Genomic DNA, 26,828 nt, shown 5'->3' with positions numbered 1-26,828 from the left:
GCCTCAGCCCGCTGGGGAATCCTCGAACCGGATTCCCCAGCGGGCTTCCCACATGTCGCCGGGTCCCAGCCAGCGCAGTCCCTCGCCGCTGTTCAGCGCATCCGGTGGTGCCGTCATGGGCTCCACGGCCACGGCGAGACCGTCGGCGGCGGTGCCGGGGAACTCCTCGGTGACGAAGGTCTGGAGCCAGGCGAAGTCGCGTCCCGCCTCGACCACGACCGCCTGGCCGGTGACGGGGTCGGTCAGCCGGTGGCGGTGGCCCTGCGACGGATGCTGCTGCAGGTCGGTGTATGCGGCGTGCCATGGCAGGTCGCGCACGCGGCGTCCCGACCGCAGGTCGAACGCGGTGCCCTCGACCGGGAAGGATCCGATCGGGATGTGGCGGGCATCCAGTTGAAGCGCCCGACGTGCCGTCGTCGTGAAGACGAGGTCGCCGACCGCGCGGTCGCCGAGCCGCAGGTAAGGGTGCGCGCCGAGGGCGACCGGCGCTGGGCGCTGGCCGCGGTTGGCGATGCGGTGGATCGCACGGATGCCCGAGGCGGTCAGCGTGTAGGCCACGCTCGTGTCGAGCCGGAACGGATACCCGGGCGCGGGTTCGACGGTCGCTGCCAGCACGACCGTCGACGCGTCGCGGGCCGCGACCGAGTAGGCACGCTCGGCGAGCAGTCCGTGCAGCGCATGCCCGAGGCCCGGTTCGGTCACCGCCAGCTGCTCGGTCGCACCCTCGTGGACCCACCGGGCGTCGGCGACGCGGTTCGGCCACGGCGCGAGGATCACGCCCGCCGAGAGCGGAGGAACCTCATCGAGCGTGTTGCGCACGAGTTCGATCCCGTCGACCACGAGACGGCGCACCGACGCGCCGACCGGCGACACGACCGCTTCGACGACATGCCCTCCGCGCCCGGCGGCGAGCGTGATCATGCCGACGCGGCCACCACCCGCAGCAGCATCGACCGGTCGACGTCGAGCGTCGGCGCCTCGAGGCCGACGACTCGCAGCATCCGGCCGCTCATGCGCACGCCGTGGGCCAGCCATGGCGGCTGCACGACACCCGCCGGTGCCGGCGACCCGGGGAAGACGGCCCGAACCTCGTAGCGACGATCGTCGTCGAGGCCCGGAAGTCCGACACGCCCCGGAGGCCAGGTGCGCGGGCGTTCGACGAGGCTGATCGCATAGAGCGCCTCGGTCGAGTCGGCGGCGACGACGCCCTCGAGTCGCAGTGCCGGTTCGGCGGGGTCGGCGTGCACGACGACGCCGGCATGCAGGAGTTCGCGGTGGCGTTTGTGGAAGTCCACCCAGCCTGCGAGCGCGGCGCGCTCGGACTCGCCCGCCTCGAGCAGGTTCACCTCGACGCCGAGGTTGCCCCACAACGCTTTCTCTGCACGATAGTCGAGCGGGTGCGAGCGGCGGGTGGTGTGTGATTCCTCTGCGCCGATGTGGGTGCCCTGCATCTCGGGCGGGACGAGAAGCCCGGTCCAACGCTGGATCTCGAGCCGCTCGTGCGGGTCGTTCGTATCGCTCGGCCACACCCTGGCGCAGTACTCGAGCACGCCCAGGTCGATGCGGCCGCCGCCGCTCGCGCACGACTCGATCTCGAGATCGGGGTGCCGGCGACGCAGCTCCGCCATCATGCGGTATGCCGCGAGCGTCTGCGCACGCACCCCGGGGCGGCCGTCGGGCGTATGACCGGCGTCGAGCAGGTACCGGTTGTGGTCCCACTTCACGGCGTCCACGCCGAGTTCGCCGATGAGTCGCGACATCCGCTCGAGCACATGATCGTAGGCGTCGGGGTGGCCGAGGTCGAGCACGTGCTGGTACCGCGACGGCAATCCGGGGCCATGACCCGCGTCGAACAGCCACTCGGGGTGGGCGCGGGCGAGCTCGGAGTCGGGGTTCACCATCTCGGGCTCGAACCACAGGCCGAACTCCATGCCCAGGTCGTGCACGCGTCGGGCCAACGGGCCGAGCCCCTCGGGCCAGACCCCTGGATCGACGTCCCAGTCGCCGAGGGAGCTCGTGTCGTCTCGACGGCCGGTGAACCAGCCGTCGTCGACGACGAACCGTTCGATGCCGATCGACGCGGCGAGCTCGGCGAGCTCGCCGAGCGCGACCGGATCGTGACGGAAGTAGACCGCCTCCCAGGTGTTCAGCACGACGGGGCGCGGCACGTCAGGTCGCCGCGATCGGGCGCGCAGATGGCGGTGGAAGCGGGCGGCGAGCGCGTCGAGCCCGTCTCCCCAGGAACCGAACTGCCACGGCGTCGAGTACGCGACGCCCCGGTCGAGCACAACCTCCCCGGCGAGCAGCGACTCGCTCGCGGCGAGACGGCTGGTGTTCGCCGGCACGCGTTCGGCGACGAGTTCCTGGTTGCCGCTCCACGCGAGGTGGGTGGCCCAGACCCGACCCGACCGGAAGCCGAATCCGCGAACGCCCGCGACGAGCAGCATGGTGTGCTCGAGACCCGGCTTGCCGCCGCGCGAGGCCCGCACCCATTCGCCTACGTCGAAGGCACGGCGCTGGGGAACCTTCTCGAGCGACCAGCGCCCGGTGAGGTCGAGCACCTCGTCGGCGGCTTCGGGAACGGGCAGTGCGAGCTCGAGCCGCTGCACGCGGAACGGGTGCTGCGCACGGTTCACGAGGTGCGCGCGCTGCCGGACGAGGCCACTGCCGTGCAGCACCTGCAGTTCGAGATCCAGTTCCAGGTCGGACGCCTCGTCGACGGCGTGCACCCGCAGCAACGGCCCCTCGGGGTCGTCGATCAGTTCGTGCGCGCGGCTGCGGAACACCGGCGCCCATCGCCGGCCATGTTCGTCGCCGACGAGTCCGGGGCGGCCGAGCCACCCCTCTCCGAGCTGTGCGAGCACGGGGACGGGCTGCGGATAGGTGACGGCGCTGTCGCCGACCGCGGGCAGCGCCGCGACCGCGAGGGCGTCGAGCTTCCGAGGCATCCGTGTCGCCCAGCGGTTCACCCCAGTGCAGGATGCGCGGCAGGCGCTCGTCGCCGAGATCGACGACGAGGCTCGTGCCGCCGGCCGCGAGGTGCACGGGAGTCTGTGGCGTGGTCATCTGCGTCATCCGCCCTATTTCACCGCGCCGAGCGCGAGTCCGCCGACGAAACTCTTCTGGAAGATGAGGAACACGATCGCCGACGGGATCGCGGCGATGACCGTGGCGGCGGCGATCACCGACCACGACGAGACGTACTGGCCCTGCAGCGACAGCACGGCCGCCGTGATGGGCAGCTTCGACGAGGTCTGCAGCAGGGTGATCGACCAGAGCAGGTCGTTGAAGATCCAGGTGAACGAGAGCGCGCCGAGCGCGGCGAGCGCGGGCCGGGTGAGCGGCAGGATCACCTGGAAGAAGATGCGCATCGGTCCGGCGCCGTCGAGCACCGCCGCCTCCTGGAGCTCGTGCGGCACGGTTCGCATGAACCCGTAGAGCACGAACGTGTAGAAGCCGAGGCCGAATGCGGTCTGCACGATGATGAGCGCGATCAGCGTGTCGTAGATGCCGATCTGCTGGGTGATGCGCGTGATCGGGATGAGCAGCATCTGCACCGGCAGCAGGTTGCCCGCGAGCATCACGAGCAGGATCGTGCGGCGGAACGGGACGCGGTAGCGGCTGAGGCCGAAGGCCACGGCGGCGGCGAGCGCGAGGCTGAGCACCACCGTCGGGATGGTCACGACCAGGCTGTTCACGGTAGCCTGGAACATGCCGCCCTGGTTCCACGCCTGCAGGTAGGTCTCGAGGGTGAAGCTCTGCGGCACGCTCGCGATGCCGTTCTTGCTGACGTCGTCGAATGTGCGGAACGAGGTGACGATGATGAGCAGGATCGGCGCGAACCAGGCGAGTGAGATCAGCACGGAGAGGCTGTGGAAGCCGGCGGTGCGGGCGGCCTTGCGTCCGCTCCGGCGTCGCGCGGGAGGCGCCGGCGGTGGGGTCTGCGCGGTCGGTCGGAGGCTGGGAAGCGTTGTCGTGGTCATGATTCCTTGTCCTCCGAGAGCGCTCGCACCAGGTAGGAGATGATCACCGCGAGGGCGAGCACGAAGATGACGACGGCGATGGCGGACGCGTAGCCGAGGGCGCGGGTCTCGAATGCCGTCGAGAACATGTAGGTGCTGAGCAGTTCGCTCGAGTGGAAGGGCCCGCCCTGCGTCATCGCCCACACGATGTCGAACGACCGCAGCGAGTCGATGACGAGCACGCTCAGGACGACCAGGTTCACGCTGCGCAACTGCGGGAAGGTGATGTGCCGGAAGCGCTGCCAGGCGGTGGCCCCGTCGACGCGCGCTGCCTCCATCACCGCCGGGTCGATGCCCTTGAGGCCGGCGATGAAGAGCACCATGACGTAGCCGATCTCACGCCAGAGCGCGGCGATGATCACGGCGTAGAGGGCGGTGTCGGGATCGCCGAGCCAGACGCGCTGCAAGTCCTGGAGCCCGAGGCCCCCGAGGGCCGTGTTCAGGACCCCCGACGGCTGGAAGAACGCGCTCCAGATGAGCGCCGTGACGACGAGCGAGAAGACGATCGGCAGGAACAGCGCCGTGCGGTAGACGCCGACGCCGCGGCGCTCGGACTGGAAGAGCATCGCGACGCCGAGGCCCGCGACGAACGAGATCCCGCCGAACAGCACGATCCAGATCGCCGTGTTCTTCAGCGCGGTGATGAAGATCGGGTCGCTGCCCAGGTCGACGTAGTTCTGCACGCCCACCGATTCGGCCGGGGCGATGCCGTTCCAACGCAGGAACGACAGTCCGATGCCCTGGAAGGCGGGCCAGAACACCCCGATCGCCTCGATGAGGAACGGCACGAGGACGAGCAGGAGCACGACCGGCGGCGGGAACCCGACCCGCCGCCGGCCGCGAGTCGCGGTGGTGCTCGTCACTGATTCGCCCGGACCTTCTCGGCCGCGGCCTGCCACTCGGCGAGGATGGAGTCGACGGCCGACGGGTCGGCGATGAACTGGGTCAGCGCGGTGTCGGCCGGCCCCTGCTGCGCATCACCCGCGTCGCGGTTGTAGAACTGGGTGACCTGGTCGGCGGACTCGAGCATCGTCTTGCCCTGCGCGGCGAGTGCGTTCAGGGTCTGCTCGGCGTCGGGGTTCGCGGCCAGCGCGGTGCCCTGCTGCCCCTTGACGAGCGCAGCCTGCGCCTCGGGGGTCGCGACGTACGAGAGGAACCGCTTGGTGAGGTCGGGCTTCGTCGTCTTGACGCTCGCGATGAAGCCGTCGGTCGGCGCCTCCTCGGCGATCGGCACCGAGGGGTCGATGATCGGGAACTGGAAGAACGCGAGGTCGTCCTGGCGGTCTTCGGGCACCGACGGCTGGGCCCACGCTCCGAGCAGGTACATGGCCGACTTGCCCTGGGAGAAGTCGCTCATGGCCTGGTTCTGGGCCGTGCCGAGCACGGCGGGATCCAGGTACGGGAGCACCTCGGCGAACGCGTCGAACACCGCGTGCACCTCGGGGCTGTCGTACGACTCCTCGCCCGAGAGCAGGGCCAGGTGGAAGTCGCCGCCGTTGATGCGCAGGTCGAGGTAGTCGAACCAGGCCGATGCGAGCCAGGCGTTGTCGCTCAGCCCCATCGTGATCGGGTTGACGCCCTGCGACTTGATCTTGTCGCAGACCGCGAGGTACTCGTCCCACGTCGTCGGCGGGGTGACACCGAGCTTCTCGAAGTCGCTCTTGAAGTAGTACATGCCCCACCAGTAGTACCCGGTCGGCACGAACACCTCGGTGCCGTCGTCGGTCTGGCTCAGGGTGCGCAGTGCCTGCGGGAAGTTCTCCATGCCGTCCCACACATCGGAGAGGTCGAGCAGGAGGCCCTGATCGGCGAACTCGCGCGTGGCCTGACCTGCGTACCAGGTGTAGACGTCGGGCGGGTTCGAACCCGTCAGGTACGTCGGCAGCTGGGAGTTGAACGTGGCGGTCGGGATGCTGTTGAGCTCGACCGTGCCCTCGTCGAGCGCGTTGAAGTTGTCGACGAGCTCCTCGATGCCGCCCTTCTCCGCGTCGGTGAACCGCGACTGGAGGATCAGCGAGCCTTCGGCGTCCTCGCCGCTCGATGCGGCAGGGGCCGCACCGCCGGTCGAGACGCATCCGGCCAGGAGTGCGGACGCGGCGACTGCGACACCGAGGGCGGCGATGCGGCGACGTCGTGCTGTGTGGGTCATCTTCGACTCCAATTCTGGGGGTGAACGGGCTGTGCGTCGGCATCCTGCCGGCGGGGACCCGAGCCGGTCGTGGTGCAGACCGCCTCGAGACTGGTGATGACGCTACGCCAGCGAACGTGGTGCTCCGATAGAGAATTCTGCGGTCTATCTGGACAGAACGACGATCCGAGGCGCAGAATCATCCGGTGCTCATCCCAGACGGATTCCCCGGCCAGCGAATGCTCGTCCTCCCGCGCCCACGTGTGCGCGAGTTCCTCCAGCAGCCGGGAACGGCTCATCTCGTGGTGACCGACTGCGGATACTTTCCGCAGGCGCAATCCCACGGACGGGTGCGGCACACCCCCCTCGCGCAGCTCGTGGTGCTCGTCTGCGTCGAGGGTCGCGGCTGGTGCGAGACTCCGGCTGGACGTTTCGATGTCAGCGCATCGCAGGTCGTCATCCTCCCGCCGGGTCTGCCGCACGGCTACGGCGCCGACGAGGACGACCCCTGGACGCTGTGGTGGTTCCATGTCACGGGACCCGACCTCGAGGCCTTCCTGCGCGTGTCGGGCATGACGGCGCACCACCCGGTGCGTCGGGTGAGCAACCTGTATCACGTCGTGTCGCTCATGACCGAGGTCGTCGCGTGGAACGAACGCGACTCGACGACCCCGAGCCTGCTCGCCGCCGCCGGCGCAGCCTGGCACGTGCTCACACTGCTGGCCGCCGATCGCCAGGGTGCGGCCGACTCCACCGATGTCGTCGAGCAGGCCGCCGACTACCTGCGCACGCACCTCGCCGAGCACGTGACGGTCGCCGAACTCGCCGCGGTCGCCTCGCTCAGCACCTCGCACTTCAGCGCGCTGTTCAAGCGGCACTTGGGCACGCCGGTGCTGCAGTACCAGACGATGCTGCGCATGGCGAAGGCGCGTGAGCTGCTCGACACGACGAACGACACCGTCGCCTCCATCGCCGCCGCCGTCGGGTACCCCGACTCGTTCTACTTCGCGCGCCAGTTCAAGAAGGTGCACGGCGTCACGCCGCGCGACTACCGCAACCAGCACAAGGGGTGAGCGGATGCCGCGGCGCAGCGCCGTGGCATCCGCGTGGTCGACCCGATTCAGGCGGGCGCGACCGCATCGGCGAGCAGCGTGCGGGCGAGCGGATCGGCCGGGTCCGCGTCGCGGCGCGCTTCGAGGAACACCATGGCGTCCTCATCGCGCCCCTCGAGGAGGGCGACCTGCGCGTCGAGCAGGTCGATCAGGGCCCGGTGACCGACCTGCGGGTCGTCGATGAACGTCAGCATCGACGGGAGCGAGGTGGCGAAGTAGTCGATCGAGGGCACCTCGACGCGCTTGCCCGCGAGGTAGTCGCGCAGTCCGTCGATCAGCCGAGCCGCCGTCGCATCGTCGCCCAGCCTGCGGGCCGCGAGCACCGAGAAGTAGGTCATCGGCGAGTACGGCACGGTGAGCATGGTCGTGAAGTCGCCGGCGCTCGACGCGGCGGCGGCCCAGGCGGCACGTGCCTCGTCGGCATGCCCGGCGAACTCGAGCGCGTCGCCGAGCGCGAGCAGCACGTCGGAACAGTTCGCGAGCGGATGCCGCGCCTCGCCGAGGTTCGCGGGCGGCACGAGTGCGGCGCGCAACGCCGCCACCGCGCCCTCGGCCTCGCCGCTGCGGATCATGCGGCCGGCGACCGACTGCTGGGCGAGCGTCCAGACGCGGAGCACCTCGCCCTCGCCACCCTCCCATGGGTGGAATCGACGGCTCGCGATGAGCTCGACGGCCCGTTCCGGCTCGCCGGTGAGCGTGAGCAGTTCAGCCCAGGCGATCGTGAGGTCGTCGCGGAGGGCGACGACGGCGGGCCGGGCAGCGAGCCGCCGTTCGCGTTCCTCGGGGGCGACCCCGTTGCGCCGCGCGAGCTGGTCGGCCTCGACGAGGAGCTTCGCATCCTCGGGCGAGAGTGCGAGCGCACGCGCGTAGTGAGCGGCGGCGGCCACCCCGTCGTGTGCCACGTTGTACGCCGCGAGCCCGAGCCCGCGGTGCACCGCGGCATCGCCTGGATCGAGGGCCGCGGATGCCTCGAGGTGGCGGATCGCGTCCGCGTGGCGGCGATGGAAGTACTGCCAGTGGCCGAGCAGCGCGTGCGCACGGGCGTCGGCTTCGTCGCGCGCGAGCGCCCGCTCGAGCACGAGCGCGTCGGCGAGTCCGCCCGGAAACGCAGCCGCGGCGTCGGATTCGCGGGCCGCGACGAGGGCGTCGTCGGCGTCGCCGGTCCTGCCCAATCGGCGCAGCGCCTCCGCCCGGTGGTAGTGCACGAGCGGCAGCGCGTTGCCGGCGCCCGGCACCGGATGCCGCAGCGCGGCATCGACGGCCAGATCGAGCACGCGAAGGCGTTCACCCTCGAGCCCGAGGTCGGCGTACTCTCCCGCGAGGTCGAGGAGGTGGTGCGCCTCGGCCCCGGACGGCGGCTCGCCGAGCAGGTCCCTGATCCACAGGTCGAGCGGATCGAGCGCCGCGGCTCGGCGCAGCATCCGCTCCGCCTCGGCCTCGCGGCCGATCCTCTGAAGCGCGATCGCGGCGATCGCGATCGCCTGCAACTGCTCGGACTCGAATCGCAGCGCCTCGTCGGCGTTCGCGAGCGCGGCAGCCCAGCGGCCGCCGGCCGCGTCCAGCCGTGCCATCGCGAGACGGGCCGGCACACGCCACGCGGCGTTCCAGAGGCTCTTCGCGACCGCGTCGTAGGCCGGTTCCCGCTCGCCCCGCGCCATCAGCACGAGACCCAGCAGGTAGTGCGCATCGCCCGTGGCGGGGTTCGGGTTGCGTCGCGTCTCGCGGGCGATCGCCGCGCGCAGGTGCCGCTCGGCGTCGTCGAGCCGCCCCGCGCGCAGGCGGCGCTCGCCGAGCGCGACGTTGGCGCGGGAGTCGAGCGGATCGCGGCGCAGCAATTCCTCCCAGTAGGGCTCGGGCGAACGGGTCGCGTGGCGGTACTGGGCGAGGTGCAGCCCCGCGAGGTAGAGCTCGTCGGCGGAGTCGATGTCCTCGGGTGCCGGCAGTTCGGTCGCCGGCTCGACGGGTTCGGCGCTCGGGCGCTCGGCCGTGGAGCATCGCAGCAGCTCGGTATCGGCATCCGTGATCACGAGCTCGACCGGCCCCGGGGCTGCGAGTTCGATCTCCGCACTGAGTGCGACGCCCGGCGCGACTCGCTCGGTCGTGTGCCAGAGCACGGCGCCGGCGGCGTCGCGGAGCTCTGCGTGCAGTGCGGGGCGTTCGCGGGTCGTCGCGATGCCGATGCGTGCCACGGGCGGCGATCCCGCATCGCCGACCGGCTCGACGGTGAGTCGCGCGGCCACCTCGGTGCTCGCCTGCTGCACCGGCCCGATGTCGTGGAATGGATACCAGTACTGGCTGAAGGTCTTGGTCTCGCCTGGGGCGAGGTACGAGAAGTCGGGTTGGTTGTCCGTGTACACGCCCGCCATGAGTTCGATGTACGGACCGTCGCCATCGCTGAGGTTGTCGTCCCAGGCCCAGCCGAACGGCGCGTTGCCCCACGTCCACTGCTTCTTGCCAGGGGCGATGCGGTGGTCCGCGACGTGCACGAACCCGAGACCGGCATCATGGTCGTACCCGCCGAAGAAGTCGTCTGCGCTCCCGACGCACATGTACGAGGTCGGAACCGGGATGTTGCGGTACCAGTCGAGCCGGTCCGCGTCGACGCCGACGAACTCGGCGTTCGAGGCATCGGCCCGCGCCGGGTAGTCGATGCCGTAGTACGGCCGGTCGGCTGCGGGGAACGCGCTGATCGCGCGTTTCGCATGGTCGGCGACCATCGTCACGTCGGTCGGGAAGAAGGACTGGTAGTCGTCGTGCACGCGGGCGGCCACGTTGGCCCACCACAGGAACGTCTGCGTGAGCGGGGTCCGGTTGAACAGGCGCACGCGTGCCTCGATGACCGCGCTGCCCGGGCGCAGCCGGATGCCGTGCATGCCCTTCATCCGTTCGAAGGGGTCATGGTCCGAGCACCAGACGGTGACGGAGCCGTCGTGCTCGTGTTCGATGGTCCAGTCCATCGGCAGGAACGTGCCGGGGCGATGGTGCTGGGGCCAGTTGAACTCGATGCCCCCCGAGATCCATGGGCCTGCGAGACCCACGAGTGCCGGCTTGATCGCGTTGTTGCGGTAGAACAGGTCGCCACCGGTGGCCTTGTCGACGGCGATGTGGATGCGACCGCCGATCTCGGGCAGGATCATGAGCCGCACGTACTCGTTCTCGAGATGCACGGCCTCCCAGCTCTTCGAGATCGGCTCGGTCGCGACGGACTCGATGAACGGCAGCGGGTAGACCCGGCCCGACGAGCCCTGGTAGACGCGGGTCTCGAGGAATGCCGGCATGCCCGCGGGTTCGCCCGGCTCGTAGGTGCGGATCTCGACCGCCTCGCTCCACGCGGCCACGGCGCGGCCGCGCTGGTCATCGGGCGTTTCCGGGAGGTGCAGAGGGAGATCGGCGTTGAGCATACGAGGATGCTACAAACGCGGCGGGCCCGGCGGAATGCGTGTTTCGACGCAGCATCTGGACGATCCGATGGCGCGGGCTCCGGAGCATTGCAATCTCGACGCGATCGACCGGCGCGTCCTGCGCACGAGCACGAGCGTGTTCCTGCGCCAGGTGATCCCGTACCGGATGACACCCCTTCTCGAAGGGTGAGCAGCGGAGAACACGAAAGCCCCGGACTTCGCGATGAAATCCAGGGCTGTTGTAGCGAGGGCGGGACTCGAACCCGCGACACCACGATTATGAGCCGTGTGCTCGTATCGGTTGCGCATGCCCTAGCCGTTCTGGCAGGAAGTCCGCTCTATGGCGCGCTTCGATGATCACGGCAGATGCTCGATACTCACCCATTTTGACTTCGAGTGTGGTCAGAATGTGGTCAGCACGCACCAGACGTCAAGGCTGTGGGCTATTGCGCTCGCGGTGCGGCGGCACGATTGGCACACCGTTCTTGCGAACTCCCGATCTCCGAGACTGGACTACCATTCGAATATACGTTCGAAAGTAGGCCATGTTGGAAGTCCATCTTGAAGCCCGCAGGCGCTGATCTTGCGGCAACCGCATCTGGGCAAGCACGCGTCAATCGGCTGACGCCATGACTCAGAATCGCCGATATCGCTCCCCTCTCGATCGCAACATCGAGCGAGCTCTTCGAGCCGACGAACTCCGCGGGACGCCGATTTCTCTTTCGACAGAGGAACTCGTAGGTACCGGGCGGCGAACTGAAGCGAGGGAACCGATTCAGGTCGAGGCTTGGGTCCGATACCGAGTTGTCTACGAGGAACCCCGTGTTGTGAGCGGTGAGGCGATCGCTTGGACCGACGGTGCGGTGCTTGTCCGATGGCGTGCATCTGACGACACGCACGAACAACTCACCTGGGTCTGGGCGAGCGCGGTGCGCAGGCTACCGGGCGGAAGCTAAACCTCGTCCCGACCTGCCCAGGGCGCCGGATCTAAGTCGGCCGCCCCCTTGCCGTCGATGACGTCGCACCCGTAGACCTTCGCCTTTCTCGCTGGAGCATTTGGCGCCCCGTCACCTGGACACTGTCGCGGGCAGGGCATACGGGAATCGCGGTCAGTTGTTGCCGTCGAGCTGCTCCGCTTGAGCGCGAACACCGCCCAAGGATCGTCATACGGACACCTGTGGCGATGGCTTTGTCGACCTGGTTGGCTCGGTTAACGGTTTGAAGTGGCCCCAGGGTTGTGCGGTTGTTCGGTGTTAGGCGCAGCAGGAGGTGGGGAGTTCGTTGCGGAAGAGGTTTGCGGCGAGGCGGATGCCTTCGGCCATGGTGAGGTATGGGGCCCAGGTGTCGGCGAGTTGGGTGACGGTGAATCCGGCTTTGATGGCGTAGGTCGCGGCGAGCATCATTTCGCCGGCTGTTTCGGCGAGGGCGTGGATGCCGAGGACTTGTCCGGTGTCGGCATCGGCGACGATCTTGATGCCGCCGCGGGTGTTGTGGTTCGTGATGGCTCGGGGCACGTCGGATAGTCGGAGGTAGCGGCATGCGCATCGGTATCCGGCCGCGAGGGCTTCAGTCTCGGTGATACCAGCGGAGGCGAGCTGGGGTGAGGTGAACAGCACCGAGGGGAGCCCGGTGTAGTCGACGTGCTCGTGGTGGCCGAGGGCGTTTCGGGCGGCGATCTTCCCGGCCATCGCGGCGACGTACACGTATTGGGGCACGTCGGTGACGTCGCCGGCGGCGAATACGGCCGGGTTCGTGGTTCGCTGCTGCTCGTCGACGATGATGAAGCCTCGTTCATCGGTGGTGATGCCCGCGGTTGCGAGGTCGAGGCCGTCGGTGCGTGGGGTGCGGCCGGTCGCGACGAGGATGCGTTCGCCGGTGGCTGTCTTCCCGGTGCGGGTGGTGACCATGACGCGGCCGCCCGTTTCGGTGACCGCGGTGGCGCGGTCGTTGATGACGGTGATCCCGTCGGCCAGGAACGCCTTGCGCAGTTCAGAGGAGAGCTCGGGTTCGGCGTGGGGAGCGAGCCGGCCGATGATCGTGACCGTCGTTCCGAGACGGGCGAAGAGCTGTGCCTGTTCGAGGCCGACGTAGCCGCCGCCGATCACGATCAGCGAGGCGGGCAGGGTGGCCAGTTCCATCGCGGTCGTCGAGGTGAGGTAGTCGACCTGGTCGAGTCCGGGGATGGCGGGAACCTGGGGTTCGGCACCGGTGGCGACGACATAGGCGCTGGCGCGGATGGGCTGGTCGTCGATGAGGAGGGTTCCCGGGTCGGTGAAGGTCGCGGTGCCGGAAAGGATGTCGAACTCATAGGCGGCGGCGATGTCGGCGTACTTGGTCTCGCGGAGCATTCCGACCAGTTCGTCCTTCTGATGGATGAGCGCGCGGAGGTCAACATCACCGGCATCGGTTGGGGCGCCGGCGAATGGGTTCGTGCGGGCGGCATGGCGGGCGTGCGCAGCGGCGAGGAGGGTCTTCGAGGGGACACAGCCCACGTTCACGCAGGTGCCGCCGAGGGTACCGCGTTCGATGGCGACGACGCTGGCCCCTTCGAGGCGGGCGTGGATCGCGGCGGACATCGCCGCCCCACCGGTTCCGATGACGGCGAGATCGAAGTGCCTGTCGTTGGTCATGATGCCTCCTGGGTGTTCACCGGCCGTGCTGCTGGCCACGTACGACAGAATGGACCTTCAAGCACGCTTGAAGGTCAAGGCGGAGGGTGGAGGTGCGTGCGATGCGGATCGGAGAGCTCGCGGAGAAGGCGCGGACGAGACCGTCGACGCTGCGGTACTACGAGGAGCGTGGGCTGCTGCATCCGCCGGCACGGACACCTGCCGGCTACCGCAGCTATAGCGACGAATCGGTGCAGCGGCTGGAGTTCATCGATCGCGCCCGGGCAGCAGGGCTCACACTCGCGCAGACCGCGGAGATCCTCGACGTTCGCGACGCCGGCAGCTCGCCGTGCGCGCATGTGCGGGATCTCCTAGACCGTCGACTCGAGGAGATCGACGACCAGATCACTCAACTGCAGGCGTTGCGATCGAACATCGCCGACCTCAGGATCCAGGCCGCCACGGTCGGGCCAGAGACTTGCGATCCCGAGTCGATCTGCCGTTACCTTTAGCGAATTCCACCCGGATGTCCAGGCGTCCGTCACGGGAGTACTGCGGCGACTCCCGCCGTCACAGGGGTCCGCCCGACCCTGATTACGGCCGTTCGAACCCCAGTGCGGTCAAAATCGCGGTTCCCCCGGCATCGGTCCGAGCGTTGATCTCGCAGCCGACAGCGAGAATGAAGTGCTCCGTCAGGGTCGTTCCTTGTGTCCTTGCTGCAGCAGGCGAACCATCTCGGCGATCCGGATCGGGCGCTGATCCGGTCGGCGCTTCGTCGAGTCGATCCACCGCAGCCAAGCTGTGCGGTAGAACTGCGCGAGCGAGTCGAAGAACGCGGCCGCATCCGGAGCAGCATCGAGCGCGGTGGCGATGTCAGGGGCCAGGTCGGCGCGCTGCGGTCCCTCCGGCTCCAGCACCACCTCCACCTCGGCACCGTCACGCAACGCGACCCTGCACCAAGCTGGGCCGAGCGCGATGACCGGCCCTCCCTCCCGCTTCTCGACGACCCCGCGCATGGGCCGGCCCGCCACGGAACCCGTCACTGGATGGCGAGGCTTGGCGCCCCATGACTCATCCGGGTCGAACGGAATCGGCACCCGCGTTCGCCCCTGCCGATCCACAGCAACCGTGGTGCGGAACCTCCGCTGCTCACTCACGGCATCAGCCTGCCACTATCCAGACTGTCCCGCGCTGGCACAGAGAGGCCGTCGGCCGAGCTTCCCCGTAGGTGGTCCTGGCCAACGCGCACCGACCATTGCCGGATCGGGGCTATGATCACCGTTCCCACGTCGGTCACAATCGATGGGTTGTGGCTGCATCGAAGGGTGGTGCGGCATTGATTGCGAGATGGGTTAGGGATGTGCGGGCACCGCGGCCGCAGTCTCGGGCGCGCCGATGGTACGAAGATCCTTGGACCGTGCTGCGCGGAGCGCGTTGAGGATGATGACGAACTCCGACACCTCGTGGATGAGGACGACCATGGCGAGCCCGAGCACGCCGAAGAGGGCGAGCGGGATGAGCACGCCGATCAGGATGAGGGAAACGACGACGTTCTGCAGCATGATCCGGCGCGTGCGGCGCGCGTGCGCGAACGCGCCGGGCAGGAGGCGCAGGTCGTTGCCCATGAGCGCGACGTCGGCGGTCTCGATCGCGACGTCGGCGCCCATGGCGCCCATGGCGACGCCGAGGTCAGCGGTCGCGAGGGCGGGGGCATCGTTGACGCCGTCGCCGACCATGGCCGTAGTGCGGCCGGCGCCGCGGAGCTCGCCGACCAGGCGCGACTTGTCTTCGGGCCGCAGATCGGCGTGGACCTCGGTGATGCCGACTTCGTGGGCGAGCGCCTCGGCGGTCGCCTCGTTATCGCCCGTGAGCATCGCGACCGAGTAGCCCCGCTGGCGCAGGGTCGCGACGACCTCGGCCGACTCGGGGCGCAGCTCGTCCCGGACGGCGATCGCGCCGAGCACCGCACCGTCGCGTTCGACGAGCACGGCGGTGGCACCCGCGCCCTGCATGCGGGCGACATCGGCGGCGAGTTCGCCGGGCTCGACCCAACCGGGCCGTCCCACCCGAACCGGCTGCCCGTCCACGGTCCCGGTCAGGCCGGCACCGGTGACCGCCGTCACATCGGCAGCATCCGGCGTGGTGCTGGCCGCGGCGAGGATCGCCTGGGCGAGTGGGTGCTCGCTTCGGGCCTCGAGCGCCGCGGCGAGGGTGAGGACCTCGTCGCGGGTGCGGCCCGGTGTCGTGGCGACGTCGATGACGACGGGCTGGTTGCGGGTGAGGGTGCCGGTCTTGTCCAGCGCGATCGTGCGGACCTTTCCGAGCGTTTCGAGCGCCGTGCCGCCCTTGATGAGCACGCCGTGCTTGCTCGCGGCGCCCACGGCGGCGACTACCGTCACCGGGACGGAGATCGCGAGCGCGCATGGGGCGCCCGCGACGACAACGATGAGCGCCCGCTCGATCCAGAATGCCGGGTCGTCCCCGAAGATCGCGCCGAGGACCGCGATCAGCGCGCCGAGGATCAGGATGCCGGGCACGAGCGGCTTCGCGATCCGGTCGGTCAGCCGCTGGGTGGCGCCCTTGCGGGACTGCTCGGTCTCGACGATGTGCACGATCCGGGCCAGCGAGTTGTTCTCAGCGGTGGTCGTCACCTCGACCTCGAGGGCCCCGGTTCCGTTGATCGCGCCGGCGAACACCTCATCTCCCGGGGCTGCTTCGACGGGCATCGACTCACCGGTGATCGCTGACAGGTCCAGGGCGGTGCGGCCGGTGCGGATGATCCCGTCGGTCGCGAGCCGCTCGCCGGGCTTGACGAGCATGACGTCGCCGACGAACAGGTCTGCGGGGGAGATCGACTGCTCGACGCCATCACGCCGGACGACGGCCTCGTCGGGCACGAGGTCCAGGAGTGCGCGGAGGCTGCGTCGGGTCCGCGCGACGGAGTACTCCTCGAGGCCCTCGCTGAGGGAGTAGAGGAACGCGAGGGTCGCGGCCTCCTCGAACTGCCCGAGTGCGGCGGCGCCGACCGCGCCCACGGTCATGAGCGTGTCGATGCCGATCTTGCCCTTGAACAGCTTCCGGATGGTCCCGGGCACGAACGTGGCGGCGCCGGCGAGAAGCGCCGCGATGCTCAGCCACAACTCCCACACCTCGAACCCGGCCAGCCCGAGCAGGAACCCGACCAGCAGCAGGACTCCGGACAGGACGCCGAGGCGGATCTCATTCACCTGCCATATGTGCTCGACGTCGTCATCGTCATCGTCATCGTCGTGATCCTCGTCGTGTTGCCCGGCGGCGGTGCGGGTGCGGTCCGAGTGCGGATCGAAGTCCTTGGGTGCGTTCGCGAGGTCGCTCATCATTCGCTCTCTGAGTGGGAGTGTCCAGTCGGTATCGGCACGGAGGTCCGTCAACGCCGGTTGGATTGCATCGGTAACTGACGATAACATCGTAGGCTCTGCTGGATACCGAACCGAGGAAATCGATGCCCGCCACCATTCTCACGGCCGCCGGCATGTTCGCGGCCACCAACATCGATGACATCGTCGTGCTCACCGTGCTGTTCCTCGCATCGACCCGCGGCGGCCCACGGCCGTGGCAGATCGTCTTGGGCCAGTATCTCGGCTTCATCACCCTGGTCGCGATCAGCGTGGTCGCCGCGCTCGGCCTGACCATCATCCCCGACGAGTGGGTCGGCTTCCTCGGCCTCATCCCACTGGTCATCGGCGTCATCGGCCTCATCCGTGGACTCCGCAATGGTCGCGACGACGACGAGACGGAATCCGCGTTGAAGGCGGTCGGACTGCTCGGCGTCGCCGGGATCACGATCGCCAACGGCGCCGACAACATCTCCCTGTACACGCCCGTATTCCGGACGATCTCCCCGACGGACACGGCCATCACGATCATCGTGTTCCTCGTCCTGGTCGGGGTGTGGTGCCTTCTCGGGCGCGTCATCGGCACGCATAAGAAGGTCACCGAGACGCTCGAGAAGATCGAGCACTGGCTCGTCCCTGCGGTATTCATCGGACTCGGCCTGTTCATCCTGATCGAATCGGGCGTCATCCCGCGCCTGATCAGCGTCCTCGCGTAAGCCGGTATCATCGGTTTATGACGATGATGACGTCTCCTGCAAATCGGGCGGCCCTGGAGCCCGCGGTCTCACTGTTCCACGGCCTCGCCGACCCCGCGCGCCTCGCCATCCTGCAGCTGCTGATGCGCGGCGAGAAGAAGGTCGTCGAGATCACCGAGCACCTCGGACTGGCACAATCGACCGTGTCCCAGCACCTCGCCTGCCTGCGCGACTGCGACCTGGTGAACGTCCGGCCCGAGGGCCGGTCCTCGCTGTACTCGCTCGCCCACCCCGAGCTGATCGACATGCTCCTCTCGGCCGAACGGCTGCTCGACGCGGCCGGCGACTCGGTCGTCCTGTGCGAGAACTACGGGCCGGCGGCACGATGACGCCTTCTCCGGCGCGACGCATCATGCTCCAGGCGCTACTGGTCTCAGTGGTGCTCATCGCAGGCTTCACCCTGGATCAGTTCACCAAGCTGTGGGCACTCAACACCCTCGCCGACGGCAACGCGATCCCGATCCTCCCGACCGTGTCGCTTCGCCTCGCGTTCAACCCCGGTGCGGCCTTCGGGCTCGGCGGCGAATCCGGGCCGGCCATGGCGATCGGGATCCTGGCCCTGCTGCTGGGACTGACCGGGTGGATCATCTCCCGGCTCTTCCGCGGCAGCCCCCTCCTCGGGACACTGCTGCTCACCGCGGTGGCAGCCGGCGGCTGGGGGAACATGTCCGACCGCCTCACCAGAGGCGACGGAACGTTCCTGTCCGGTCACGTCGTCGATTTCATCGCGGTCGACTGGTTCGCGATCTTCAACCTCGGCGACGTCCTCACCGTCCTCGGCATGGCACTCTGGGCCCTCACGCTCGTGTCAGTCCGCCATGGCGAGCCAGTGAAAGTGGCCCATGAGCCCGCAGCCAGCTGAGACATCCGTGCCCACGAACATCCGCCCGACTTCGCCGAGCCGAGCCTGGCGGCGGATTAGCGCCGTCACTGCCGCCCTCCTGTTGGCGGCCGGACTTGCGGGATGCGCGAACGATGGCCTGGCAAATCAATACCGCGAGGGCTCAGGCAAGGGATACATCGCCGGCGACGGCACCATCACCGAACTCCCACCCAGCGAACGCGGCGCCCCGATCGAGTTCACCGGCACCACCGAAACCGGCGCCACGGTCGACGCCGTCGACTATGCCGGCGAGGTCGTCGTCGTGAACTTCTGGTACGCCGGCTGCGCCCCGTGCCGCGCCGAAGCCCCCGACCTCGAGGCCGTCCACCAGAAGTACGCCGACCAGGACGTCGCGTTCCTCGGCGTGAACGTCCGCGACCAAGCAGACACCGCGAAGGCGTTCGCAGAAACGTACGAGGTCACCTACCCCTCGATCATGGACCTCCCCGACGCCACCGCGACCCTCGCCTTCGCCGGGGAGTTCGCGCCGAACGCCGTCCCGACCACCCTCGTTCTCGACCGGAGCGGCCGCGTCGCCGCACGGATCCTCGGACAACTCAGCAGCCAGGCCACCCTGTCCGCCCTAGTTGAATCCATCCTTGACGAGCCCACCGAATGAACTGGGGAGAACAGGTCTTCAGCGGCGGCCTCGTCGTCGCGATCCCGATCGCGCTCCTTGCCGGGCTCGTCTCCTTCGCCTCCCCCTGCGTCCTGCCGCTCGTGCCCGGCTACCTCGCCTACGCGAGCGGCAACACCACGACGAGCGCAGCCGGCGACCGCAAGCGGCTCATCCTCGGCACGGGGCTCTTCGTCGCCGGTTTCGCGCTGGTGTTCGTCGCGTACGGCGCGGCGTTCGGAGCCCTCGGATCCTGGCTCATCCAGTGGCAGGACCCCATCACCCGCATCCTCGGCGTCCTCGTGATCGTGATGGGACTCGTGTTCATCGGGCAGTTCCCCGCCTTCCAGCGGACCGTCAAGCCGCGGTGGACGCCCGCGACCGGTCTCGCCGGGGCGCCGGTTCTCGGCATCGTGTTCGGGCTCGGATGGACCCCCTGCTTCGGCCCCACGCTCGCCGCGATCTCCGCGCTCAGCCTCGAGTCTGGCTCCGCCTGGCGAGGAGCGCTCCTCGGGCTCTTCTACTGCCTTGGCCTCGGCATCCCCTTCCTCCTCGTCGCCCTCGGGCTCAGCTGGGCAACCCGCAGCATGAGCTTCCTCAAACGCCACATCCGCACCATCAACCTCGCCGGCGGCGCCCTCCTCACCCTGATCGGCCTCGCCATGGTCACCGGAATCTGGACCGAATGGATCTACCGGCTCCAGAGCGTCATGACCGGATTCACCACACCCATCTAGCTAGACGCGAAGTAGTCGTCGTCCACAACGGCGGCCGCGCCGCGCTCCTAGGAAAGGCCCTCGCCACGTGAAGAGCAGTACCAAGATCCAGATCGGCGTCATTGGCGCACTGGTCCTCGCGATGGCCGGCGTCGTGGCCGCGATAGCCCTCAACCAGCCACGGCCGGCTGCAACCGCGGAGAGCGGAACGCCGGGCACCGCGGTAGTGGCAGAGAACAGCCACCGACTGGACACCGCGGAGAACGGCAAAGTCACCTTCACCGAGTTCCTCGACTTCGAATGCGAGGTCTGCGGCGCCGTGTACCCGTTCGTCGAAGAGCTTCGCGACGAGTACGCCGGTGAGGTGACATTCGTCACCCGCTACTTCCCACTGCCCGGCCACTTCAACTCGAGGAACGCCGCGATCGCCGTCGAGGCCGCCGCCGCGCAAGGCAAGTTCGAGGACATGTATCAACGGATGTTCGAGACCCAAGGTGAGTGGGGTGAGCAGAAAGTGTCCAAGGCTGACCTCTTCCGGCAATACGCCGACGATCTCGGCCTTGACCTGGACGCCTACGATCGGGCCGTAGCCGACCCCGAAACCGAAGCGCGCGTGCAGTTCGACTTCGACGCCGCCGTCGCGCTCGGCGCCGAAGGCACTCCGACGCTCTTCATCAACGACGAGATGATCCCCCTCACCTCACCGGAAGACATTCGCACCGCACTCGACAAGGCACTCGCCGAGTAACAGGCAGCCGGGCTACAGAGAGCAGGAAGTCGGAGCTGATCAAGGTGTTTGCCACCGCCCAGGCCTGCCCGGATAACGGTCGATCACCGGTTCTCCCGCTCGAGCCGTTGCACCCAGGGACAGCCGACGCGCCGAGATTCCCGTATACCCTGCCCGCACAGCGGCCCGGTGACGGTGCGGCGGATTCTGGTGGTCGACGCAACGGGACAGGTGTTTGCAGGCTATCGGAGTGCTGTTGCCGGGGCGCGGTGTTCTTGTCGGAGGCGTCGTGCTGGGGTGTCGTAGTCGAGGGTTTTCCGTGGGCGGTGGTTGATCTCGTTGACGACGCGGGCGACGTGCGCGGTGGTGTGTTGGGCGAGGTTCGTGCCTTTCGGGAAGTACTGGCGGAGGAGTCCGTTGAAGTTCTCGTTCGCGCCGCGTTGCCAGGGGCTGGCGCGTTCGGCGAAGTAGATCGGGATTCCGGTCGCGTTCGTGAGGGCTTCGTGGCTGGACATTTCCACGCCCTGGTCCCAGGTCAGGGAACGCTTCAAGTGTTTGGGCAGGGTCGCGAACGCGCCGATCACGGCGTGGTTCACGGACGCGGCGGTGTGGTCCTTGGGCAGGTTGATGACCATCCCGTACTGGGTTTTCCGTTCACGGAGGGTGACCATCGCGGACACGGATCCGACCCCGACGATGAGGTCGCCTTCCCAGTGTCCGGCGGTCAGTTTCGTTTCGATCTCAGCGGGTCGTTGGTCGATCATGGTCATGTTCCGGATCCTTGAGCCCTGCCCGGTGCGGGTGCGCCAGCGGGTCTTCCGGATCCGCCGTCCGGTGCGCAGCTTCGACGCGTACCGCTGGTGCAGTCCGCCGGGTTCGCGGAGGAGCAGGGCACGGTAGATGGTCTCGTGACAGACGTGCATGCTGGGCTCGTCGGGGTAGGCCTTCCGGAGCCACCCGGCGATCTCCTCGGGTGACCAGCACCGGTTCAGCTTGCGTTGCACGAGCCGTCGCAACACGGCGTTGCCGACGAGCCTTGGGGTCTTCGGTCGGGCGCGTTGCCGGTGCGCGTCATGGTCCGCGGTGCGGGGCAGGTAGTTCCCGGCCTGGTCGGTGTGCCGGCGTAGTTCCCGGCTGATGGTCGACGGGTGCCGGCCGAGTTGGCGGCCGATCTGACGTATCGAGCATCCCAATCGGAGCAGGTCCGCGATCTGCATCCGCTCCCGCCCGGTCAGGTACCGCCCTGTCGATGGCCGTGGTGGGGTGAGTGAGGGGATGAGGAAGTTGTTCTGCTTCCGGATCTGGGTTCCAGCACGACGCGACATACCGAGGATTCTGCAAGCGTCGACGTTGCTGACGCCCTCGCGCATCAACTGCCAGTACCGGTCGGTGCGTTCCCGACGACGTGTCGTGGCATCGGTTTCGCCGAGCATGGCGTCGACCAGCCCGGCCGACGCATGCAACGCGTCCCGGTGTGCCGCGGTTGCTGCGTTCCGTTTGCGGCGTTCCGTGGCCTGCCGGTCGAGTTCGAAGGCGTCGGCCCGACCCGGGGTGATTCGTAGCCGGTGGGCGCACCGCGTCACCCTGACTCCGCTGGAGCGAAGTTCATCGAAGCGGCGTTGGATCCACCGGTAGCCCGTGGAACGAGCCACGCCCGCCGCCCGGGACGCGGCATCGCAGCCCGCACCCGACTCGAACGCGACCCAGAACACCTGCTCGCGTGACGGATCGACACGCAGATGATGGCGGCCATCACGCCCGACTACCGCTTCCCAGTCCGGCAACCGACTCGAACGGAACCCGAGCGCATCGACCGCGTCACCAGGACTCAGCCCGCCACGACGGAGCTGGACATACCGGTCACGCAGGAACCGGTACCCGACCTCCTTATCGATCCCCGCCATCCGGGCGGACCCTTTGAGGCCGTGCCCTTGACTGATCGCCGCGAGAAACCGCACAGCCGCGGGAGAAGAGAACAACGCCACCACGAGCAACAACCTCCAGAACGGGGTGTTGCATCGATCAATAGAATCCGGGGTGCCCTAAACGCTTCAAGCTTGAGATCAACCTGGCCGTGGTGAGGCCGGCGATTGCGGCCCTCATTCAACAGGTAGTTGGACGAGTCTGCCTTAGCAGGACCGGGCGACCTTGAACGCAGGCGTCTCAAGGAGATGCAGCGTCGGCTCGTAGGGGCACTGCCTCCCACGATGCGCTCCACCGCTACGACCGCAACAGCGCGACATCCGCGCGAACGCTTGACCGCGATCTTGTGTCGTAGCGGCACCCGCCGCTACATGGAGACGCTTACGCGCCGAGCTGCCGCTCACGATTGTTGAGCAAGAGAGGACATCAATTTGGAAGAGCTGGATACATTCGTTGCACCGTACGACCCCGTGGCCGACGAGCTTCTCCAAGCCCGCGGCTGGAAATCGAGACGCGACGAGGGTTGGACTGAGCACTGGAATGACATGTGGACTTGGCCGGCCTCGTACCTCGGGCCGGGTAGCCTGCCAACGCAGATCCACTGCGAGGGATCGAGCTTCCGCGTCTTCTACTCGACTCCCAGCCTCCTGCTCCCGCGGCCCCAGGTCGAATACGCCAATCGAGAAGAGCTTGTAGACGACCTCGCGAGCATCGAGGACACGTTCAGCTGGTTGCTCGAATGAGCAGGAGCCGTGTGAGGTGCCGTGCCGAGTTGAGCTATCCCACCGGGCGGGCCGTCGGATCGTCGGAGTCTCTGAGTGCGAGATGAAGCTGCTGGGCTAGCCGGCCCAAGGTCTGCTGCACGTCTCGATCCTCGCCATCGTCGACGGCCGCGAGCACGTCATGGCGTTGCAGGCTCCTGCGGAGCGCGTCCACGTTCACATCGCTGAGGGCTCCGCTTTGGATCAGTGCTTCCAACGTTGCCACGACTCGGAGTAGGGCAATCGCGTCGCTCCGAGCAAGCGAACAAGATTCCATGTTCGACATCTTCTCGCTCGCATCGCGAGTTGCCAGCAGCGAGAGTCAGTCCACTTCAACGGATGCACTGGTGAGGATGCGGCCAACGGTGGACTTGCTCATGCCGAGCTCCGCGGCAATCCGCCGTTGGCTGAGCCCGGCTCGCGCTCTGATGACGACGGCTTGCTCGCGGGACACGGGCTCGTCCTCCGCGAGCGTCATCGCGTCCGCTCGCTCGGTTGGCGTGACATCCGATCGCACCTCTGGCAGAGCGATCCGTGCGGGCGCCGGCTCAACGATGAGATCAGCGAGCGTGTGCGTCGCCGCCAAGACGGCGAGCGGCGCGAGGCCCGCGATAGCCGCGCCGGCCATTCCGGTGGAGTCCTGGGCCGAAGCGTCCCAAGCATGGAAGGCGTTGCCTGCCACAGACGCCGCGGTGAACGCGGCGAGCAGGGACCAATACAGCACGGCGCGTTCACCCCGTCGACGCTTGATGAGCACGGCCAATGTGTAGACGAGGATCGCACCGTCGATGACCACGGGAATGGTCCAAGCCTGTCCCGCCGGGATGCTGGCCCATGGGGCGGTAGCCGTGAGCCCGTTATAGGACAACAAGAACGACACACCGCCGAGCACCGCGGTCAGGCTGGCAGCAACAACGAGCACCGGTCGGGTGTCCGGGTTGATCCGGCGGGGCAGCTGGGACATTTCTCTCCTTTGTTCGGGCCGGGTGGATCGGTTGGCCCACAGGCCAATCTCACGGCGGTCGGTAGTGGCGCCGGAACGCCTTAGGTCCCAGGGCGCGGTCTTGCCTCCGGCGCACCGGACGGCGCGGCCCGGGCACCCGGACCGGGAGCATCCTGGGACGGGGCAGAAGCGGCTTGCTCGGCGCCAGCCTTCACGCCGTCAGCGGCCTTCTGCCCCGCTGCGATTGCGGTGCCTGCAGCAGCAACGGCCGGCAGGGCGACGCCGCCTGCCGCGGTCGCCCCTCCAAGGGCCGCTCCACCTGCGCCAGAACCGGACGCCGCCCCGCTGCTCCCTGTCGCAGCTGACCCCCCATAGGCAGCCGTCCCATGGGAACGGGAACCCTGGAATGCCCGAACCGCTCCGGTGGGCACTTCTGCCCCAACGCGGGCCATCGATGCGCCAAGGCCGGCGCCACCGGCCTGCAGCGCCATGACCGGTGCAACGAATCGCATGAGCGCTGGGAGCGCGAGCAGCGCCATGAGCATCATGGCGACGCCCGCGACGCCCGCCCAGATGCCCGTCCCGTCACTGGCGAACAGGTCGGTACCGACGAGCTGGAACGCGGTCGCGTAGATCAACGCGGCGGCGGGCTTGTAGAGAATGAACGCGAGCAGCCATCCGATGCACTTCCGGAACCAGTTCGCGCCGACCGCGGTGTTCGTGAAGCTTGCCGAAAGCGGCAGGATCCCAGCCAGGAGCACGAGCATCCCGCTTCTCAGCACCATGAGTCCGATCTGCACGATCGAGCCGCAGAGCGCCACGGTCCCGAGCACGATGACGATCAGCACGCCAGATCCTCCCGTTGCGACGTGCGCGACGCCGAGCATGGCGAGCAGATTCTCTTCGAAGCTCCCGCCGGTGCTCGAGTTCGCCAGGATCTCGCTCGCGAGCGCGTCGGATGCCGCCACAAGTACGGCCACGGCCGTGAGCCCGCCCCCGGTGACGACGGCGAGCGTGAGCAGCGACGAAAGCGCCTGACGCGCACCATCCGCTCGCTGTTCCCACGCCGTGCGGATGGCAGCGATGATGAGGCTGAGCACGGCAAGCCCCATCACCAGCGGCTGCAAGGACTCGTGGATGAATCCGATCGCGGGCGAGGCTTCCGTGTTCTGGCTGGTCACGAGGTAGCCGACGATCGACCCGGCACCGCTGACCATGACCACCGCAAGGAGGATGCTCCCAAGGCGTCGTATGCGCTCGTTCCCTCGACGGAGCCCAAGCGTCGCACCGAAGCCGATGAGCGAGAGAATGCAGACGATAAGGGCGAGCCAACTGGCCCAGTTCAACATCATGACGACACCGGCGGTCGAGTTGCCGATGCTCGAGATCTCCTGGTTCTCGACGATCTTGGGCGTTGGCACCGCGATCCACATCGTCCCGAGCGCGCGGACCAGTTGGCCCAGGCCATCGGCGAGTGCCTGTGCAATCGCCACGAGCGCCTGACCAGTCGCTCCCCCGACCCACTGGCCGACTGCCTCACCGAGCTCGCAGCTCCAGTTCCCGAACTCGCAGCTCATTGGTTCGCGCCCCACTGGATCATCCCGGCAAGGTTCGGGATAGCCGCGAGCTCGACATAGCGTCCCGTCGCTGGGTCGACGACCAGCTTCCAGTCGTCGTCCGCCCACCGGAGCGGAACCGAGCCCGCCACGAGCCGCCCGTCGACTGATCGCACGGCGATCCTGATCTCAGCGTCCGTGGTCGTGTACCGGGCGACCTGGTAGGCGACGATCTGAAGCTCAGCACTCGATCCGGTCGACGAGGCATCCGTCTGGGCAATCGCCGCGTCGCGCCCTGGTCCCGGCAAGGTCGCGTCCGAAGCAAGCCGGGCGCTCAGCTCTGGTCGGCCACTGCCGATGGCGACATACGTGGCGGCAGCAACCACTGCTCCGGGCTCGGATCTTGCGAAGCACCGACGGAAGCCGTCTGTCTCTACGAGGGTGGGCCCAGTTCCGGCCAGCGACGGCGCATAGACATCCCCGATCGCATCCCAGTCCACCTCCTGCAAATCGGAGGCCTCGACGTTCTGCGACTCGTGAGCACACGCGGGAACAGCTGTTGGGGATCCGTGCTCGGAGGGCGCAGAGTCCTTGTGCACGATCCCGATCGAGACCACCACGCCAAGAACCACCAGACCGCCAACGAAGATCGCCGACGCGATCCACGAGGGCGAAGCGAAGGGGCTCGGTCGTGAGTCATCTTTTTTGCTCATCGTTCTTCCTCTCCTGCCTTGTGACCGAGCAGATCGGCCCACTGCCGATCGACGCGCTCCACGGCTACGTCACGTGCTCTCCGACGTCTCGCGAGTTCGGACTGCGGATGGAACCGATCGAGGAACTCATCGATGCGAAGCAGCAGCTCGCGCGTGACCATCAGGGCCTCGGCGGCCTCGACTGGAAAGAGGCGGTTCTCGTTGGCGTACTTCGCGATCTGATTCACGTTGTTGGCCGAGCTCGATGCCAATTGCCGCAGCGCGAAAGTCGCTGTCAGCAGGTCGCGCCGATCTGTTTCGGTCAACGCCGAATCGGCGTCAGGTTCGACGAGCGGCGCGAGTGCCGACTCCACGAGAAGCCGTGCGACGGTGATCTGGCGTTCGCCGGCAGCGGCCTCGAGCCGTGCCTCATCGGTCGGAGTGACCTTGACGACGTAGCGCTTCGATCTGGCCTCTCCGGCATGCATTTGTCGACGGGCTCCCCCGTCAATCTGGGCGCTCATCGTGCCTCTTGCCCAGCGCAGCGACCACCCGGCAGGTTGGCGTCCGAGGCATCCGCTTCGGGATTGGCGGCGTTAGGGCACCTAAC

General features: G+C 68.1%; 23 protein-coding genes and 1 tRNA gene. 9 read left to right on the top strand and 15 right to left on the bottom strand.

Going from position 1 to position 26,828, the window contains the following annotated elements; all coding sequences use genetic code 11:
- Window positions 1–3 precede the first annotated feature (3 nt).
- From AC3IPY_RS02555 to AC3IPY_RS02535, 5 genes are all read right to left on the bottom strand, one after another.
- Window positions 4–921: an aldose epimerase family protein gene (locus tag AC3IPY_RS02555; protein ID WP_489186454.1), complete on the bottom strand. Its 918-nt coding sequence runs from the start codon at window positions 919–921 to the stop codon at window positions 4–6.
- Window positions 918–2,948 (bottom strand): alpha-galactosidase, encoded by a 2,031-nt coding sequence (locus tag AC3IPY_RS02550; protein WP_489186452.1) that lies wholly within the window; start codon window positions 2,946–2,948, stop codon window positions 918–920. Before AC3IPY_RS02550 ends, AC3IPY_RS02555 begins: the two co-directional genes overlap by 4 nt.
- Before the next feature lie 132 nt (window positions 2,949–3,080).
- Window positions 3,081–3,983: a carbohydrate ABC transporter permease gene (locus tag AC3IPY_RS02545; RefSeq protein ID WP_489186450.1), complete on the bottom strand. Its 903-nt coding sequence runs from the start codon at window positions 3,981–3,983 to the stop codon at window positions 3,081–3,083.
- On the bottom strand, window positions 3,980–4,885 hold the full coding sequence (locus AC3IPY_RS02540) for a carbohydrate ABC transporter permease (RefSeq protein ID WP_489186448.1): 906 nt from the start codon (window positions 4,883–4,885) through the stop codon (window positions 3,980–3,982). Before AC3IPY_RS02540 ends, AC3IPY_RS02545 begins: the two co-directional genes overlap by 4 nt.
- Entirely contained in the window at window positions 4,882–6,171 is a 1,290-nt protein-coding gene (locus AC3IPY_RS02535; RefSeq protein ID WP_489186447.1) for an ABC transporter substrate-binding protein, read from the bottom strand. Before AC3IPY_RS02535 ends, AC3IPY_RS02540 begins: the two co-directional genes overlap by 4 nt.
- Before the next feature lie 185 nt (window positions 6,172–6,356).
- Between AC3IPY_RS02535 and AC3IPY_RS02530 the strand changes: the two genes are divergently transcribed.
- Window positions 6,357–7,223, top strand: coding sequence for an AraC family transcriptional regulator (locus AC3IPY_RS02530; RefSeq protein WP_489186446.1), 867 nt, complete (start codon window positions 6,357–6,359; stop codon window positions 7,221–7,223).
- Window positions 7,224–7,270: 47 nt separating this feature from the next.
- On the opposite strand, the gene AC3IPY_RS02525 is transcribed toward AC3IPY_RS02530, so the two are convergent.
- The 3 genes from AC3IPY_RS02525 to merA form a co-directional block, all read right to left on the bottom strand.
- The gene (locus AC3IPY_RS02525) at window positions 7,271–10,663 is read right to left on the bottom strand and encodes a DUF5107 domain-containing protein (protein ID WP_489186444.1); all 3,393 of its coding nucleotides are present in this window, start codon (window positions 10,661–10,663) and stop codon (window positions 7,271–7,273) included.
- Window positions 10,664–10,905: 242 nt separating this feature from the next.
- Window positions 10,906–10,981 (bottom strand) — tRNA-Met (locus AC3IPY_RS02520).
- Window positions 10,982–11,916: 935 nt separating this feature from the next.
- On the bottom strand, window positions 11,917–13,293 hold the full coding sequence (gene merA, locus AC3IPY_RS02515) for a mercury(II) reductase (RefSeq protein ID WP_489186443.1): 1,377 nt from the start codon (window positions 13,291–13,293) through the stop codon (window positions 11,917–11,919).
- Between the two features lie 101 nt (window positions 13,294–13,394).
- On the opposite strand from merA, the gene AC3IPY_RS02510 reads away from it, so the two are divergent.
- A complete protein-coding gene (locus AC3IPY_RS02510) occupies window positions 13,395–13,784 on the top strand; it encodes a heavy metal-responsive transcriptional regulator (RefSeq protein ID WP_489186442.1) in 390 nt (129 codons plus the stop codon).
- Window positions 13,785–13,964: 180 nt separating this feature from the next.
- Here the strand turns inward: AC3IPY_RS02510 and AC3IPY_RS02505 are convergent, their stop codons facing one another.
- On the bottom strand, window positions 13,965–14,429 hold the full coding sequence (locus AC3IPY_RS02505) for a YdeI/OmpD-associated family protein (protein WP_489186440.1): 465 nt from the start codon (window positions 14,427–14,429) through the stop codon (window positions 13,965–13,967).
- A gap of 195 nt (window positions 14,430–14,624) precedes the next feature.
- The gene (locus tag AC3IPY_RS02500) at window positions 14,625–16,628 is read right to left on the bottom strand and encodes a heavy metal translocating P-type ATPase (protein ID WP_489186438.1); all 2,004 of its coding nucleotides are present in this window, start codon (window positions 16,626–16,628) and stop codon (window positions 14,625–14,627) included.
- A 125-nt stretch (window positions 16,629–16,753) separates the two neighbouring features.
- Between AC3IPY_RS02500 and AC3IPY_RS02495 the strand changes: the two genes are divergently transcribed.
- The 6 genes from AC3IPY_RS02495 (at window position 16,754) to AC3IPY_RS02470 (ending at window position 20,364) form a co-directional block, all read left to right on the top strand.
- A complete protein-coding gene (locus AC3IPY_RS02495; protein ID WP_489186437.1) occupies window positions 16,754–17,362 on the top strand; it encodes a cadmium resistance transporter in 609 nt (202 codons plus the stop codon).
- 17 nt (window positions 17,363–17,379) lie between these two features.
- On the top strand, window positions 17,380–17,730 hold the full coding sequence (locus tag AC3IPY_RS02490) for an ArsR/SmtB family transcription factor (RefSeq protein WP_489186436.1): 351 nt from the start codon (window positions 17,380–17,382) through the stop codon (window positions 17,728–17,730).
- Window positions 17,731–17,777: 47 nt separating this feature from the next.
- Window positions 17,778–18,263, top strand: a complete 486-nt coding sequence (locus AC3IPY_RS02485) for a signal peptidase II (protein ID WP_489186435.1) — start codon at window positions 17,778–17,780, stop codon at window positions 18,261–18,263.
- A gap of 7 nt (window positions 18,264–18,270) precedes the next feature.
- Window positions 18,271–18,903, top strand: coding sequence for a TlpA family protein disulfide reductase (locus AC3IPY_RS02480; RefSeq protein WP_489186434.1), 633 nt, complete (start codon window positions 18,271–18,273; stop codon window positions 18,901–18,903).
- Window positions 18,900–19,637: a cytochrome c biogenesis CcdA family protein gene (locus AC3IPY_RS02475; protein ID WP_489186433.1), complete on the top strand. Its 738-nt coding sequence runs from the start codon at window positions 18,900–18,902 to the stop codon at window positions 19,635–19,637. Before AC3IPY_RS02480 ends, AC3IPY_RS02475 begins: the two co-directional genes overlap by 4 nt.
- A gap of 67 nt (window positions 19,638–19,704) precedes the next feature.
- Window positions 19,705–20,364 (top strand): DsbA family protein, encoded by a 660-nt coding sequence (locus AC3IPY_RS02470; protein WP_489186432.1) that lies wholly within the window; start codon window positions 19,705–19,707, stop codon window positions 20,362–20,364.
- A 221-nt stretch (window positions 20,365–20,585) separates the two neighbouring features.
- Here the strand turns inward: AC3IPY_RS02470 and AC3IPY_RS02465 are convergent, their stop codons facing one another.
- Window positions 20,586–22,247: an IS30 family transposase gene (locus tag AC3IPY_RS02465; RefSeq protein WP_489186430.1), complete on the bottom strand. Its 1,662-nt coding sequence runs from the start codon at window positions 22,245–22,247 to the stop codon at window positions 20,586–20,588.
- A gap of 450 nt (window positions 22,248–22,697) precedes the next feature.
- Here AC3IPY_RS02465 and AC3IPY_RS02460 point away from each other — a divergent pair, with 450 nt between their 5' ends.
- A complete protein-coding gene (locus AC3IPY_RS02460) occupies window positions 22,698–23,009 on the top strand; it encodes a hypothetical protein (protein WP_489186429.1) in 312 nt (103 codons plus the stop codon).
- 340 nt (window positions 23,010–23,349) lie between these two features.
- Here AC3IPY_RS02460 and AC3IPY_RS02455 read toward each other — a convergent pair whose 3' ends face one another.
- The 4 genes from AC3IPY_RS02455 to mobC all read right to left on the bottom strand — a co-directional run bounded on the left by AC3IPY_RS02455 (window position 23,350) and on the right by mobC (window position 26,742).
- Window positions 23,350–23,991 carry a DUF2637 domain-containing protein gene (locus AC3IPY_RS02455; protein ID WP_489186428.1) on the bottom strand — a complete coding sequence of 214 codons (642 nt, stop codon included), beginning with the start codon at window positions 23,989–23,991 and terminating at the stop codon, window positions 23,350–23,352.
- Window positions 23,992–24,071: 80 nt separating this feature from the next.
- A complete protein-coding gene (locus AC3IPY_RS02450; RefSeq protein ID WP_489186427.1) occupies window positions 24,072–25,547 on the bottom strand; it encodes a TrbL/VirB6 family protein in 1,476 nt (491 codons plus the stop codon).
- Complete coding sequence (locus AC3IPY_RS02445; RefSeq protein ID WP_489186426.1) at window positions 25,544–26,239, bottom strand: DUF8175 domain-containg protein; 696 nt, start codon at window positions 26,237–26,239, stop codon at window positions 25,544–25,546. Before AC3IPY_RS02445 ends, AC3IPY_RS02450 begins: the two co-directional genes overlap by 4 nt.
- Complete coding sequence (gene mobC, locus AC3IPY_RS02440; RefSeq protein WP_489186424.1) at window positions 26,236–26,742, bottom strand: plasmid mobilization relaxosome protein MobC; 507 nt, start codon at window positions 26,740–26,742, stop codon at window positions 26,236–26,238. Before mobC ends, AC3IPY_RS02445 begins: the two co-directional genes overlap by 4 nt.
- Window positions 26,743–26,828: the final 86 nt, after the last annotated feature.

The sequence above is a fragment of the Agromyces sp. GL_144 genome, assembly GCF_057834305.1.
Note: the sequence above shows the minus strand (reverse complement) of the source record. Positions and strands in the feature narration are given on the sequence as shown.

Coding starts and splice junctions, on each gene's coding strand:
- AC3IPY_RS02545 (WP_489186450.1), bottom strand. CDS start 3,983: ATGACCACGACAACGCTTCCCAGCCTCCGACCGACCGCGCAGACCCCA.
- AC3IPY_RS02525 (WP_489186444.1), bottom strand. CDS start 10,663: ATGCTCAACGCCGATCTCCCTCTGCACCTCCCGGAAACGCCCGATGAC.
- AC3IPY_RS02495 (WP_489186437.1), top strand. CDS start 16,754: ATGCCCGCCACCATTCTCACGGCCGCCGGCATGTTCGCGGCCACCAAC.
- AC3IPY_RS02445 (WP_489186426.1), bottom strand. CDS start 26,239: ATGAGCAAAAAAGATGACTCACGACCGAGCCCCTTCGCTTCGCCCTCG.
- AC3IPY_RS02535 (WP_489186447.1), bottom strand. CDS start 6,171: ATGACCCACACAGCACGACGTCGCCGCATCGCCGCCCTCGGTGTCGCA.
- AC3IPY_RS02450 (WP_489186427.1), bottom strand. CDS start 25,547: ATGAGCTGCGAGTTCGGGAACTGGAGCTGCGAGCTCGGTGAGGCAGTC.
- merA (WP_489186443.1), bottom strand. CDS start 13,293: ATGACCAACGACAGGCACTTCGATCTCGCCGTCATCGGAACCGGTGGG.
- mobC (WP_489186424.1), bottom strand. CDS start 26,742: ATGAGCGCCCAGATTGACGGGGGAGCCCGTCGACAAATGCATGCCGGA.
- AC3IPY_RS02550 (WP_489186452.1), bottom strand. CDS start 2,948: ATGCCTCGGAAGCTCGACGCCCTCGCGGTCGCGGCGCTGCCCGCGGTC.
- AC3IPY_RS02475 (WP_489186433.1), top strand. CDS start 18,900: ATGAACTGGGGAGAACAGGTCTTCAGCGGCGGCCTCGTCGTCGCGATC.
- AC3IPY_RS02555 (WP_489186454.1), bottom strand. CDS start 921: ATGATCACGCTCGCCGCCGGGCGCGGAGGGCATGTCGTCGAAGCGGTC.
- AC3IPY_RS02455 (WP_489186428.1), bottom strand. CDS start 23,991: ATGTCCCAGCTGCCCCGCCGGATCAACCCGGACACCCGACCGGTGCTC.
- AC3IPY_RS02510 (WP_489186442.1), top strand. CDS start 13,395: ATGCGGATCGGAGAGCTCGCGGAGAAGGCGCGGACGAGACCGTCGACG.
- AC3IPY_RS02500 (WP_489186438.1), bottom strand. CDS start 16,628: ATGAGCGACCTCGCGAACGCACCCAAGGACTTCGATCCGCACTCGGAC.
- AC3IPY_RS02465 (WP_489186430.1), bottom strand. CDS start 22,247: ATGGCGGGGATCGATAAGGAGGTCGGGTACCGGTTCCTGCGTGACCGG.
- AC3IPY_RS02490 (WP_489186436.1), top strand. CDS start 17,380: ATGACGATGATGACGTCTCCTGCAAATCGGGCGGCCCTGGAGCCCGCG.